This is a genomic window from Streptomyces albidicamelliae (assembly GCF_025642175.1).
GTDB lineage: Bacteria > Actinomycetota > Actinomycetes > Streptomycetales > Streptomycetaceae > Streptomyces > Streptomyces albidocamelliae.
Genome location: NZ_CP106795.1, coordinates 2,616,597 through 2,630,299, shown reverse-complemented (window position 1 = coordinate 2,630,299; position 13,703 = coordinate 2,616,597). Strand labels below are relative to the sequence as shown.

10 protein-coding genes are annotated in these 13,703 nt (G+C 73.7%); 5 read left to right on the top strand and 5 right to left on the bottom strand.

The genetic code is table 11. The annotated features are described in order from the left end of the window. Positions 1-107: 107 nt before the first annotated feature. From sucB to N8I86_RS12165, 3 genes are all read right to left on the bottom strand, one after another. Positions 108-1,919, bottom strand: coding sequence for a 2-oxoglutarate dehydrogenase, E2 component, dihydrolipoamide succinyltransferase (gene sucB / locus N8I86_RS12175; protein WP_073893130.1), 1,812 nt, complete (start codon positions 1,917-1,919; stop codon positions 108-110). Between the two features lie 61 nt (positions 1,920-1,980). Next, entirely contained in the window at positions 1,981-3,369 is a 1,389-nt protein-coding gene (gene lpdA, locus N8I86_RS12170) for a dihydrolipoyl dehydrogenase (RefSeq protein WP_263277762.1), read from the bottom strand. Between the two features lie 283 nt (positions 3,370-3,652). After that, on the bottom strand, positions 3,653-5,197 hold the full coding sequence (locus N8I86_RS12165) for a leucyl aminopeptidase (RefSeq protein ID WP_073893124.1): 1,545 nt from the start codon (positions 5,195-5,197) through the stop codon (positions 3,653-3,655). Between the two features lie 353 nt (positions 5,198-5,550). On the opposite strand from N8I86_RS12165, the gene N8I86_RS12160 reads away from it, so the two are divergent. From N8I86_RS12160 to N8I86_RS12145, 4 genes are all read left to right on the top strand, one after another. Beyond that, positions 5,551-7,587 (top strand): hypothetical protein, encoded by a 2,037-nt coding sequence (locus N8I86_RS12160; protein ID WP_263277761.1) that lies wholly within the window; start codon positions 5,551-5,553, stop codon positions 7,585-7,587. 121 nt (positions 7,588-7,708) lie between these two features. Continuing rightward, entirely contained in the window at positions 7,709-9,229 is a 1,521-nt protein-coding gene (gene pelF, locus N8I86_RS12155) for a GT4 family glycosyltransferase PelF (protein WP_263277760.1), read from the top strand. Next, positions 9,226-10,707: a hypothetical protein gene (locus N8I86_RS12150; RefSeq protein WP_263277759.1), complete on the top strand. Its 1,482-nt coding sequence runs from the start codon at positions 9,226-9,228 to the stop codon at positions 10,705-10,707. Before pelF ends, N8I86_RS12150 begins: the two co-directional genes overlap by 4 nt. After that, positions 10,704-11,459 (top strand): spherulation-specific family 4 protein, encoded by a 756-nt coding sequence (locus N8I86_RS12145; RefSeq protein WP_263277758.1) that lies wholly within the window; start codon positions 10,704-10,706, stop codon positions 11,457-11,459. Before N8I86_RS12150 ends, N8I86_RS12145 begins: the two co-directional genes overlap by 4 nt. Here the strand turns inward: N8I86_RS12145 and N8I86_RS12140 are convergent. Beyond that, positions 11,383-12,168 carry an adenosylcobinamide-GDP ribazoletransferase gene (locus N8I86_RS12140; protein ID WP_123438129.1) on the bottom strand — a complete coding sequence of 262 codons (786 nt, stop codon included), beginning with the start codon at positions 12,166-12,168 and terminating at the stop codon, positions 11,383-11,385. The genes N8I86_RS12145 and N8I86_RS12140 overlap by 77 nt on opposite strands. Positions 12,169-12,228: 60 nt before the next feature. On the opposite strand from N8I86_RS12140, the gene N8I86_RS12135 reads away from it, so the two are divergent. Then, a complete protein-coding gene (locus N8I86_RS12135) occupies positions 12,229-12,993 on the top strand; it encodes a hypothetical protein (RefSeq protein ID WP_073893110.1) in 765 nt (254 codons plus the stop codon). Here the strand turns inward: N8I86_RS12135 and N8I86_RS12130 are convergent. Continuing rightward, the gene (locus N8I86_RS12130; protein WP_263277757.1) at positions 12,933-13,673 is read right to left on the bottom strand and encodes a hypothetical protein; all 741 of its coding nucleotides are present in this window, start codon (positions 13,671-13,673) and stop codon (positions 12,933-12,935) included. The genes N8I86_RS12135 and N8I86_RS12130 overlap by 61 nt on opposite strands. Positions 13,674-13,703 lie beyond the last annotated feature (30 nt).

The window sequence follows — 13,703 nt, the reverse complement described above, 5'->3', positions numbered from 1 at the left end:
TGCTTTTGCGCAGGTGAGACGAGCCTTACACGCTTCGTGTGCCGACAAACACGAACACCCCGCCCGGAAAAGCTCCGGACGGGGTGCCGTACTGCCTGATCGGGAGATCAGAGGCCGAGCTCGACCTCGAACTCGCCCGCCTCCAGGATCGCCTTGACCGCCGTCAGGTAACGGGCCGCGTCGGCGCCGTCCACCAGGCGGTGGTCGTAGGAGAGGGTCAGGTAGGTCATGTCGCGGACGCCGATGACCGTGCCCTCCTCGGTCTCGATGACGGCCGGACGCTTGACCGTGGCACCGATGCCGAGGATCGCGACCTGGCCCGGCGGCACGATGATCGTGTCGAACAGCGCGCCGCGCGAACCGGTGTTGGAGATGGTGAAGGTCGCGCCGGACAGCTCGTCCGGAGTGATCTTGTTGGCGCGGACCTTGCCGGCCAGCTCCGCCGTGGCCTTGGCGATGCCCGCGATGTTGAGGTCGCCGGCGTGCTTGATGACCGGGGTCATCAGGCCCTTCTCGGAGTCCACCGCGATTCCGACGTTCTCGGAGTCGAAGTAGGTGATCGTGCCCTCGGCCTCGTTGATCTTGGCGTTGATGACCGGGTGGGCCTTCAGCGCCTGGGCCGCCGCCTTCACGAAGAACGGCATCGGGGAGAGCTTGACGCCCTCGCGCGCGGCGAAGGAGTCCTTGGCCTGGGCGCGCAGGCGCATCAGGCGGGTGACGTCGACCTCGACGACCGACGACAGCTGGGCCTGCTCGTGCAGGGCCTTGACCATGTTGTCGCCGATGACCTTGCGGATGCGCGGCATCTTGACGGTCTGGCCGCGCAGCGGGGAGGCCTCCAGCGCGGGCGCCTTCCTGGCGGCCGGGGCAGCGGCGGCGGCCGGCGCCGGGGCGGCGGCGGCCTTCGCGGCCTCGGCGGCGGCGAGGACGTCCTGCTTGCGGATGCGGCCGCCGACACCGGTGCCCTTGACGCCGGCCAGGTCGACGCCGTTCTCGGCGGCGAGCTTGCGCACCAGCGGGGTGACGTAGGCGCCCTCGTCCGTCGCCTGGGTGGCGGTCGGGGAGGAGGGAGCGGTGGCCGGGGTGACCGGAGCCGGGGCGGCGGCCGGAGCCGGAGCCGCGGGCTGGACCGGAGCCGGGGCGGCGGCCGCGGGCGCGGCCGGAGCGGCGGGGGCCGGAGCCGGGGCGGCCGGGGCGGGCGCCGGAGCGGCCGGAGCCGCGGGGGCGGCCGGGGCAGCGGCGGCGGGCGCCGGGGCGGCCGGAGCCGGAGCGGCGGCCGGGGCGGCACCGGGAGCACCGATGACGGCCAGCTTGGCGCCGACCTCGGCGGTCTCGTCCTCACCGACGACGATCTCGAGCAGCACGCCCGAGGTCGGCGCGGGGATCTCGGTGTCGACCTTGTCCGTGGAGACCTCGAGCAGCGGCTCGTCGGCCTCGACGGAGTCGCCCACCGACTTCAGCCAGCGGGTGACGGTGCCCTCGGTGACGGACTCGCCGAGCGCGGGCAGCACCACGTCGGTGCCCTCCGCGGAACCACCGCCGGAGGCGGCCTCCGCGGTCGGGGCCGGCGCGGGGGCGGCCTGCTCGGTGGACGGGGCGGCCTGGGCGGCCGGGGCGGGCTCGGCGGCCGGAGCCGGAGCGGCCTCGGCGGCGGGGGCCGGAGCGGCCGCGGGGGCACCGGTGCCGTCGTCGATGACGGCCAGCTCGGCGCCGACCTCGACGGTCTCGTCCTCGGCGACCTTGATGGAGGCCAGCACGCCGGCGGCGGGCGAGGGGATCTCGGTGTCGACCTTGTCGGTCGAGACCTCGAGCAGCGGCTCGTCGGCCTCGACGCGCTCGCCCTCGGCCTTCAGCCAGCGGGTGACAGTGCCCTCGGTGACGCTCTCGCCGAGCGCCGGAAGGGTTACGGAAACCGCCATGGTTTCGGTTGCTCCTTACGAATTGCGGAAGTCTGTGTCGTCGCGCCCGTTGACCGAAGGCTCAGTCGTGGGAGTGCAGCGGCTTGCCGGCCAGCGCCAGGTGGGCCTCGCCGAGCGCCTCGTTCTGCGTCGGGTGGGCGTGGATGAGCTGGGCCACCTCGGCCGGCAGCGCCTCCCAGTTGTAGATCAGCTGGGCCTCGCCGACCTGCTCGCCCATGCGGTCGCCGACCATGTGGACGCCGACCACGGCACCGTCCTTGACCTGGACGAGCTTGATCTCGCCCGAGGTGTTGAGGATCTTGCTCTTGCCGTTGCCCGCCAGGTTGTACTTCAGAGCGACGACCTTGTCCGCGCCGTAGATCTCCTTGGCCTTGGCCTCGGTGATACCCACGGAGGCGACCTCCGGGTGGCAGTACGTCACCCGCGGGACACCGTCGTAGTCGATCGGGACGGTCTTGAGACCGGCCAGACGCTCCGCCACCAGGATGCCCTCGGCGAAGCCGACGTGCGCGAGCTGGAGGGTCGGGACGAGGTCACCGACGGCGGAGATGGTCGGAACGTTGGTGCGCATGTACTCGTCGACCAGGACGTAGCCCCGGTCCATGGCGACACCCTGCTCCTCGTAGCCGAGGCCCTGGGAGACCGGGCCGCGGCCGACGGCGACGAGGAGGACCTCGGCCTCGAACTCCTTGCCGTCGGCGAGGGTGACCTTGACGCCGTCCTGGGTGTACTCGGCCTTCTGGAAGAAGGTGCCCAGGTTGAACTTGATCCCGCGCTTGCGGAACGCGCGCTCGAGGAGCTTCGAGCTGTTCTCGTCCTCGACGGGGACGAGGTGCTTCAGGCCCTCGACGACCGTGACGTCCGAGCCGAAGGACTTCCACGCCGAGGCGAACTCGACGCCGATGACACCGCCGCCCAGGATGATCGCGGACTTGGGCACGCGGTCCAGGACGAGGGCGTGGTCGGAGGAGATGATGCGGTCGCCGTCGATCTCCAGACCCGGCAGCGACTTCGGCACGGAGCCGGTCGCCAGCAGGACGTGGCGGCCCTCGACGCGCTGCCCGTTCACGTCGACCGAGGTGGGGGAGGACAGCCGGCCCTCGCCCTCGATGTACGTCACCTTGCGGGAGGCGACGAGACCCTGCAGGCCCTTGTACAGGCCGGAGATCACGCCGTCCTTGTACTTGTGGACGCCCGCGATGTCGATGCCCTCGAAGGTGGCCTTGACGCCGAACTGCTCGCTCTCGCGGGCCTGGTCGGCGATCTCGCCCGCGTGCAGCAGGGCCTTGGTGGGGATGCAACCCCGGTGCAGGCAGGTGCCGCCGACCTTGTCCTTCTCGATCAGGGCGACGTCCAGGCCCAGCTGCGCCCCGCGCAGGGCCGCGGCGTAACCACCGCTACCACCGCCGAGGATCACTAGGTCGAAAACGGTGCTGGCGTCGTTCGCCACGTCACGTCCTCCATGCATGTGCGCCTTGCGCCGGTCGTCACTGACCGGCGGGCGGCTGGTGTCCGGCCGCTTGATGCTTCGGCCCTTCGGTGGGGGCCCTGTCCTGCCGGGCTCCATCTTTGCACTTGTTCGAGGCGAACGAGACGCGGGGCCTGAGTGTGAGGCACCCCACGTACCGCCGAGAACGGGGGGCGTACGCGGACAGGGGCGCGGGAGCTGCGTGAACAGCCCCCGCGCCCCCGTCCTCGGCGGTACGCGGAGCGGACCTGAGCCGCCGGGCGGCTCAGCCCAGGTCGCCCGCGGCGGTCAGCTCGGCGAGACGGACCAGGGTGCGCACGGCGGAACCCGTACCGCCCTTGGGCGTGTAGCCGAAGGGGCCGCCCTCGTTGAACGCCGGGCCGGCGATGTCGAGGTGCGCCCAGGTGATGCCCTCGCCCACGAACTCGCGCAGGAACAGACCGGCGACGAGCCCGCCGCCCATCCGCTCGCCCATGTTCGCGATGTCCGCGACGGTGGACTCCATGCCCTTGCGCAGGTGCTCCGGCAGCGGCATCGGCCACGCCGGCTCGCCGACCTCGTCGGCCGCCTCGTGCACCGCGGTGCGGAACGCGTCGTCGTTGGCCATCACGCCGAACGTCCGGCTGCCCAGCGCCAGCATCATGGCGCCGGTCAGCGTGGCGACGTCCACGATCGCGTCCGGGCTCTCCAGCGAGGCCGCCCACAGCGCGTCGGCGAGGACGAGGCGGCCCTCGGCGTCGGTGTTGAGGACCTCGACGGTCTTGCCGCTGTACATGCGCAGCACGTCGCCGGGGCGCACGGCCGAGCCGGACGGCATGTTCTCGGCCAGCGCCAGCCAGCCGGTGACGTTGACCTCCAGGCCGAGCCGCGCGGCGGCGACGACGGCGGCGAACACGGCGGCGGCACCGCTCATGTCGCACTTCATCGTCTCGTTGTGCCCGGCCGGCTTCAGCGAGATGCCGCCCGAGTCGTAGGTGATGCCCTTGCCGACGTAGGCGAGGTGCTTCTCCGCCTTGGGGTGCGTGTACGTCAGCTTCACCAGGCGCGGGGTCGCGGCCGAGCCGCCGCCCACGCCGAGGATGCCGCCGTAGCCGCCACGGGTCAGCGCCTTGTCGTCGAGCACCTGCACCTTGATGCCGTGCTCCTTGGCCGCGGCCTGCGCGATGCCGGCGAAGATCGCGGGCGTGAGGTCGTTCGGCGGCATGTTGATCAGGTCGCGGGCGCGGTTCAGCTCCTCGGAGACCGCGACGGCGCGGGCGACGGCCCCCTTGTGGGCGGCGTCGCGCGGCTTGGCGCCGAGCAGCGTGGCCTCGGCGAGCGGCGCCTTGCCGTTCTTGGCGCGGGCGCCCTTCGCCTGGCCGCCGTTCTCCTTGTAGGTGTCGAAGGAGTAGGCGCCGAGCAGGACGCCCTCGCCGATCGCCTCCACGGCGCCGGGGCTGTCGACGGGCAGCGCGAACGCGGCCTTCCTGGAGCCGGTGAGCGCGCGGGCGGCCACGCCGGCGGCCCGGCGCAGCGCCTCCGCGGTCCAGCCGGTGTCCTCGTCCTTGGTGCCGGGCTCCGCGCCCAGGCCCACCGCCACCACGAGCGGTGCCTTGAAGCCGGCCGGGGCGGGCAGCTTCGTCAGCTCGCCCTCGGCACCCGAGGCGCCGAGGGTCTCCAGGACGCCGGCCAGCCTGCCGTCGTACGCCTTGTCCACGGCTTCTGCGCCCGGCGCGACGACGGGGCCCGCGGCGCCCTTGGCGACACCGATCACGATCGCGTCGGCCCGCAGGCCGGGCGCCGCGGCGGTGCTGAGAGTCAGAGCAGTCACGGTGGTGAAATCTCGCTTCCGATGTGAAGTTGCTGTGGCCGAATGGGGGTGGGTCGACCGGGCCCGAGAGCCGACCCTAGGCCCAGGCCCGGGGACAGGTGGCAACCGGGGCCTTCACCCTGTCGGCGAACACCCGGGACGAGACTACGCGCGTGCGCGCGTTCGCTCATTCCTGCGGGTGTTCACCTGTGCGTGGCGTCATGGCCATTTCCGCCCCCTGGGGGCCGGTGAGCTGAGCCACACTCGTCGGGTTCCGGTGGGCCGTCTGCCCGCCGATTCGCGAGATTTCCACTGATCCTCCGCAATGACGTCACGTATCGGGCGCGGGGATCTTCTGGGGGGAGGAACCTGACATGGCTCATAGGGCGCACCGCTGGAGAGCGGCCGGCGTCACCGCGACGGCCGCGGGGCTCATCACGCTGGGACTGGCCGCGCCGGGCGCGTCGGCCGCGACCGACCCGCGTGTCGACCTGCGGGTCCTGGTCGTCGACGACGGCGCGGGACCGGTCGGCGCGATCACGGCCCAGCTGAAGAGCGAGGGCATCCCGTACACCACCGTCGATCTGGGCGACTCCGGTCGCCCGACGATCAGCGCCACCTTCCTGAGCGACAGCGTCGGCGGCCGGCCGCGCGCCAGGTTCCAGGGCGTGGTCCTGCCGAACGAGGCGCCGTTCGGGGCGGCTTCGGCCGAGCAGACGGCGCTGGAGACGTACGAGAGGACGTACGGCATCCCGCAACTCGACGCCTACACCTGGGCCCACCCCGAGGTGGGCCTCGACTACACCGACAGCAACGGGTACGCCGGCACCCTCGACGGGCGCACGGCGACCGTCAGCACGGCCGGCCGGTCGGGCCCGTTCGGGTATCTGCGCGGGGCGTTCTCGTTCGAGGACAACGCGTCCTCGGTGGACGAGAGTTACGGCTTCGTGGCGCAGCCGCGCACCGGCTTCACCAGCTACGTCGACACGCCCGTGCCCGGGGGGACCGGCAACGGCAGCCTGCTCGGCGAGTACGCGCACGACGGCCGCCGTGAGCTGGTGGTGACGTTCGCCTACAACCAGTACCAGCAGCAGTTCCGGCTGCTGGCCCGCGGCATGGTCGAGTGGCTGACGCAGGGCGTGCACCTGGGCCAGGCCCGCAACTACTTCGCCGTGCACGTGGACGACGTCTTCGCGCCGGACGCCCGCTGGGACCCCGAGCGCAACTGCACGCCCGGCGACATCGACTGCGCGGGCGGCGGCGAGGACACCGGGACGCCGATCCGCATGACGGCGGCCGACGCCCAGTACGCGGCCTCCTGGCAGCAGAGCCACGGCTTCACCCTGGACATGGTGTTCAACGCGGGCGCCGGACAGGAGTGGAAGAGCGAGAACGGCGGCACGGACGCGCTGACAGACCAGCTGCTGAGGGACAAGGCCAAGTACCGCTGGGTGAACCACACCTACACCCACATGTTCCTCGGCTGCGTCCAGGACACCTCGACCGTGCCGTGGAGCTGCGCGAAGAACGCCGACGGCTCGACGAAGTGGGTGAGCCGCTCGGACATCTCCGGAGAGGTCGCGGACAACTACACCTGGGCGCTCCAGCACGGACTCTCCGTCGACCAGGGCGAGCTGGTCACCGGTGAGCACTCCGGTCTGAAGACGCTGCCCCAGCAGCCGCAGGACAACCCCAACCTGGGCCCCGCGCTCGCCGCCAACGGCGTGAAGTGGACCGCCTCGGACAACTCCCGCGAGTCCGAGCAGCGGACCGTCGGCACCGGCACACTCACCGTGCCGCGCTACCCGATGAACGTGTACTACAACGTGGGCACCAAGGCCGAGATGGCCGACGAGTACAACTGGATCTACACGTCCAGGGCGGACGGCGGCAGCGGGATCTGCGAGGACAACCCGGCCTCGACCTGCCTGTCCCGGCCGCTGGACACGGCCACCGGATTCACCGACGCCATCGTGCCCGCCGAGGCCCACACCGACCTCGGGCACGTGCTGGGCAACGATCCGCGCCCGCACTACGCCCACCAGTCCAACCTGGCCGAGGACCGCCTGCTCTACCCGGTCCTGGACCGCGTACTGGCCGACTACCAGGGGCTGTTCGCCGACAACACCCCGATCGTCAACCTGCGGCAGAGCGCCATCGGCACCGAGATGCAGAACCGGGCCAAGTGGCAGGCCGCGCTCGACGCCGGCAAGGTCACCGCGTACCGGATCGGCAACACCGTGACCGTCACGGCACCCTCCGGCACCCAGGTCCCGGTGACCGCGCCGGAGGGGACGAAGCAGCAGCAGGTGCTGGGCACCACCACGTTCGGCACCGCCTACGCCGGGCAGCGCTCGGCCTGGACGGCCCCGGGCCTGCTCCAGTCCGCGCTCACGCTGAAGCTGGCGTAACGGCGCAACGCCCCGCAGGGGCGCGGGGAACCGCGCGATCAACCACCTCGGACCCGCAGCCGGAGTCCGGGAGCGCGGTTCCCCGCACGTCATCCGCGACACAGGGGGGAGTTGCGCAGCGATGCGCACCGGCCGTCACGTCACCATGCTCACCGAAGGCACCTACCCGCACGTCCACGGCGGGGTCAGCACCTGGTGCGACCAGCTCGTCAAGGGCATGCCCGAGGTCGCCTTCCATCTCGTCTCGCTCACCGGCAGCGGCCGCGAACCCGTCACCTGGGAGCTGCCGCCGAACGTCCGCCGGCACACCACCGTGCCCACCTGGGGCCCGCGCCCCGGCCGCACCCGCGCCCCGCACGGCCGGGACCGGCGCCGCTTCACCGACGCCTACGAGCGTCTCCTGCTGTCCTTCCTCGACCCCGGGGCGCGCTGCGACTTCGGCGAGGCGCTGTACGAGCTGGCCGTCCTCGCCCGCGAGGGACGGCTGTCCGCGGCCCTGCGCACCGAGTCCGCGCTGCGCTCGCTCCAGTGGATCTGGACGATGCCGCACCTGCCGACGGCCGCGGCCGGGCCCACCGTGCACGACGCCCTGACCGCCACCGACCTGCTGGAGCACGCCCTGCGCCCGCTGGGGGTGCGCATCCCCGTGGACTCGGTGGCCCACGCCGTCAGCAGCGGCCTGGCGACCCTGCCCGCGCTCGCCGCGCACCGCCTCGACGGGGTGCCGTTCCTGCTCACCGAACACGGCATCTACCTGCGCGAGCGCTACCTGGGACAGCGGGGCGACGGTCACCGCTGGCCCGTGAAGGCGTTCCTGCTGGGCTTCTACCGCGAACTCAACTCGCTCGGCTACCGCGCGGCCGACCTGATCACGCCGTGCAACCAGTACAACCGCCGCTGGGAGGAGCGCGGCGGCGCCGACGCCGGCCGCATCCGCACGGTCTACAACGGCGTCGACCCGCATGCCTTCCCGCACGCCGGTCCCGAACCCGGCGTACCGACCCTCACCTGGTGCGGACGCGTCGACCCCATCAAGGACCTGGAGACCCTGCTGCGCGCGTACGCCGCCGTCCGCGCCGAACTCCCCGAGACCCGGCTGAGGCTCTTCGGGCCGGTCCCGCCCGGCGGGGAGGAGTACCGCACCCGCCTGGAGAAGCTCGCCGCCGAACTCGGTGTCGCCGACGGCCTCACCTTCGAGGGCCGTGTCACCGAGGTCTGGCGCGCCTACGCGGCCGGTCACGTGGTGATGCTGTCCTCCATCTCCGAGGGCTTCCCGTTCTCCCTCATCGAGGCCATGTCCTGCGGCCGTACGACGGTCTCCACGGACGTCGGCGGGGTCCGCGAGGCGGTCGGCGACACCGGGCTGGTCGTGCCGCCCCGCGAACCGGAGAAGATGGCGGCCGCCGCGCTCTCCCTCCTCCGGGACGACGAACGGCGCCGGGAACTGGGCGAGTCGGCGCGGCAGCGGGTCATCGACCGGTTCACCCTGCGCCGCTCCGTCGACAACTTCCGCACCATCTACCAGGAACTCGCGGGCCTGCCCGAGCGGTACGAGCCCGCGGTCGAGACGGTGGCCGACTGGACCGCGGAGCTGCACGACCCGTGGTACGCGGCCGTCGCGACGGACGGGACCGACTGGTGACCGACGAGAACCGGGTGCTGTCCGGCATCCCCCGCCAGCGCAACCGGCCCGGCTGGGCCCGTACCGACCCGATCGACGAACTCGCCCGCGAACTCGACGAGTTCGTGGCCGCCGCCGTCCACCCCGACGAGATAGCCGCGCTGCTGGAGTCCGACGGCCTCTCCGACGACCGGATACGCGAGCGCTACGGCGTCGAGGACTCCTTCGCGCTCGCCGAGCGGCTCTACGACCGCACCCCGCGCCGCCATCCCGAACCGGCCGGACCGCCCGCGGACCCGTGGCGGATCGGCCTGCTCGGCTGTCTGCTGCGCGGAGTCCTCTTCGCCCTGCCGGGCTTCGCCTACGTGCTCGGCGCCCCGCTCCTGGCCGGCCCGCACGACACGGGCGGCCTCCCGGCCGGCACCCGCACCCTGCTGGCGGGCGCCCTGTGCGGCTGGGCCTGGAACCAGGGGCTCGCCCACCGCGCCTACTCCTGGCTGGGCCTCGGCGACCGCCCGGCGGCCCGGCGCTGCCTGCTGACCGGCGCCCCCGCGGGCATGCTGCTCGGCACCCTGGTCGCGCTCGCCGTCGCGGGCCCCGGGCACCCGGCCCAGGTCGCGTTCGCCGCCGGGCAGTCCTGCTACCTGGGCGCGTCCGGGGCCCTGCTGGTGATGGGCCGCGAACGGATCCTGCTGGCGGCGCTCGGCCCGCTTGCGGTGGGCGGCCTCGTGTCCCTGGCGCGCCCGCTGCCCGGACCCGCCGCGCTCGCCCTCCTGCTGACCTCGCTGACGGCGGTGGCGGTCCTCGGCCTGCTGGAGGCCGCTCCGGGGTTCAGGGACGTCAAGAAGATCAGGGACGTCACGAAGATCAGGGACGTCAAGCGGCGCGGGGAAAGGGCCGGAACTCCGGCGCGGGCGCGCCCCGCCCTGCTCGCCTCCCTGCCCTACGCCGTGTTCGGGCTCGGCACCGGCGTCCTGGTGCTGTACGCGGCCCTCGGCGACCTCCTGGCCGGGGGCACCGGGCACGGCGTGCCGTCGGCCGTGGCGCTCACGCTCAGCATGGGTCCCGCCGAATGGCTGCTGTACCGCTTCCGGAGCCGGGCCCTGGCCGCGCTGCGCGGCAGCGGCACACCGCGGGCCTTCCGCCGGGCGACCGTCCTCGCCCTGGCCGGCTGCCTCGCCGTATACCTCGCGGCCCTGCTCGCTCTCGCCCTGGCCACCACCGCGCTCCAGCCGGGCGCCCCGGGCCAGGCCGGTCCCCGCCTCGCCGGACTGCTCATGCTCGGCGTGGTGCTGTGGACGGGCCTGCTGCTGCAGTCCTTCGGGGCCGTCCTCGGTGCCACGGCCGTGTGCTGCGCCGCCGCGCTCGCCCAGACCCTCGCCCTGGCCCTGCACGCGGGCCGCCCGCACCTGGTCGCCCTCGTCGTGTACACGGTGGCGGCCGCGGCCCAGTCGGCGCTGGTCTGCCACCGGCTGGGCAGGGCGACCGCCCACCGATGAGCACCCTGCTGGTCCCCTACTACGAACACCCGGCCGTCCGCCCCGCCGAATGGGCGGCCGTCCTCGCCGCCGCGCCCCGCCTGTACGGCGTGGTCCTCAACCCGGCGAGCGGGCCGGGCGACCGCCCGGACGCGGCGTTCGCCCGGACGGCCGCCGGGCTGCGGGCGGCGGGCGTGACCGTGCTGGGCTACGTCGACACCGGCTACGGCCGCAGAACCCACGACGACGTCGTGCGCGACCTGGCCCGGCACCGCACCTGGTACGGCACCGAGGGCGCCTTCCTGGACCAGGTGAGCAGCGGCATCGGCGAGTTCGGGCACTACGAACGGCTGGCCGCGGCCGCCCGGGCCCTCGGCTGCCCCACCCTCGCGCTGAACCACGGCACCCGGCCGCACCCCGCGTACGCGGCGCTCGCCGAGCTCCTGGTCACCTTCGAGGGCCCCTGGTCGGCGTACCGGCACACCCCCGCCCGGGCCCCGGCCCCCGCGCCGGGCGCGCTCGCATGCCATCTGGTGTACGGCGTACCGCCAGGCGCCGACGTGGCCGCCGCGGCACGTGCGCGGGGCGCCCGCGTGCACTGCGCGGTACCCGGCGACGGGCCGCACCCTGGGGCACACTGCCCCACGGCCTGCACCCGCCCCGCTGACACGCGACCGCGTGCCCGGACGACCGGCCCTAGCGGCCGAGGGCCAGCACCACGAGCGCCGTCGTCGCCGCCGTCTCCGCCAGGGCGCCGAACACGTCCCCGGTGATGCCGCCGAAACGGCGCGTGCAGCGGCGCAGCAGGAGTTCGGCGACGGCCGCGGCGACGGCCACCGCCAGGGCGGTGCGCACGGCGTCGTACCCGCCGAGGCAGGCCCCCGCCGCCCCGGCCGCCGCGATCACGGCCACCGCCGCGGTCAGGGCGGCGCCCTTCGGCACGACCCCGGCCACCGCCGCCCCCAGCCCCTCGGGCCGTGCGGCCGGCACCCCGGTGCGCGCGGCCAGGGTCAGCGCGAGTCGGGCGGCCGTCGCCGAGACGACGGCGGCCAGCGCGCCCCGCGCCCACGAGCCGCCGTAGAGCTGGGCGAGCACGGCGACCTGGGCCAGCAGCGTCAGCACCAGGGTGATGACGCCGAACGGCCCGATGTCCGACTGCTTCATGATCCGCAGCGCGTCCTCGGCGGGCTTGCCGCTGCCCAGCCCGTCGGCGGTGTCGGCGAGCCCGTCGAGATGCAGTCCGCGGGTGAGCACGGCCGGAGCGGCGATGGAGGCGACGGCGGCGAGCAGCGGGCCCGCGCCCAGGAAGAGGAGCAGCAGCGCCGGCCCGGCCGAGAGGACGCCGACGACCAGACCGGCCACCGGCGCGGTGAGCATCCCGCCCCGCGCGGCCGGCCGGTCCCACCGGTGCACCCGGACGGGCAGCACGGTGAGCGTGCCGAAGGCGAAGCGGAGGCCGTCGAGAGGGGAGGACTTGAGCACCGGCGCAGGTTACCCGGCGGTCGCGAGGCCCCCTTCCACACCCAGGGATAAGGTGCGCATATGGGGCACTGGTGGGAGCGGAACATCCTGGAGCCGGGCAAGCTCCCCCTGCTGCTCGCCCTCACCGCCTTCGTCGTCACCTTCCTGGTGACCCGGGTCATCACCCGCATGATCCGGGCGGGCCGGGGCCCGTTCGGGAACGTCAAGGCGGGCGGGCTGCACATCCACCACGTCGTCCCCGGCGTCCTCCTCACCGTCGTCGGCGGCTTCGGCGCGGTCGCCAGCGACCGGCACGGCGCCGGCGGGGCCGTCGCCGCCGTCGTCTTCGGCATGGGCGTGGGCCTGGTCCTCGACGAGTTCGCGCTGATCCTGCACCTGGACGACGTCTACTGGAGCGCGGAGGGCCGCAAGAGCGTCGAGGTGGTCGTGCTCACCGCCGCCCTGGTCCTGCTGCTGCTGGCCGGCTTCTCGCCCTTCGGGGTCAACGACCTGACCCAGGACGAACTCCAGGACCGCGGCAGCGCCATCGGCACCATCGCCGGCAACTTCGTCTTCGCGCTCGTCGCGCTCGGCAAGGGCAAGACCCGTATCGCGGTCTTCGGCGCGATCGTGCCGCTGGTCGCGATCGTCGGCGCGGTCCGGCTCGCCCGCCCCGGCTCCCCGTGGGCCCGTCGCTTCTACGGCCGCCGCCCCCGCGCCCGCGCCAAGGCCGCCCTGCGCGCCTACCGCCACGACCGCCGCTGGGCCCGGCCGCGCCGGGCCCTTCAGGACTGGATCGGCGGCAAGCCCGACCCCCGCCCGCTCCGGCTGCCCGACCGCCGCTGAGCGTCCCGCGGCCGCCGCCCGGCGAACAGCCCGTACCGGTGCCGCACCGCCACCGCCAGGCACAGCGTCCCCACGGCCATCAGCGCGGCGAGATGCTCCTTGCCGGCCAGGTTCTCCTTGACCAGGACTTCGACGACCATCGCCAGGGTCACCGCCGCCGACGTGAGGTACGCGCCGTACCGCCAGCTGACGAACACGGCGAGCCCCACGACGGCCGCCGACGGGCCGGTGTCCACCACCTGCGCGTCGGACCACGGCAGCCCGAACGGCGCGTGCGGGCCGAGCGCGATGCCCACCCGCGCGTACAGCGTCCCGGCGAGCGTGGCGAGGTAGGCGATGGCCAGCGTCCGCCACCAGCCCAGACACACCTCGGCGATGCCGAACACGCACAGGATCTGCGCCAGCGCCCCCCACACGGGCAGGTCGAGCGCCGGCACGAAGAGCGACAGGGGAGTGCGCAGCAGGGCCAGCCACAGCGGGTCCTCGGCCCGTACGGCACCCAGGTTCTGCACGGGCCGGTAGCCCCACGGCTGGTTCTGCACGTACTGCAGGACGGCCGTCAGGCACACCGCCCCGAGGGTCATCGGCAGCGCCCGCAGGTTCCTGGTGCGCAGCGGCTCGCGCGCGGTGACGTACAGCAGCCCCCATTCGGCGCGGGCCCAGTCGGCGAGCCTTCCCATCGAGCGTCCCTCGTCCGTGCGGCTGTTCGG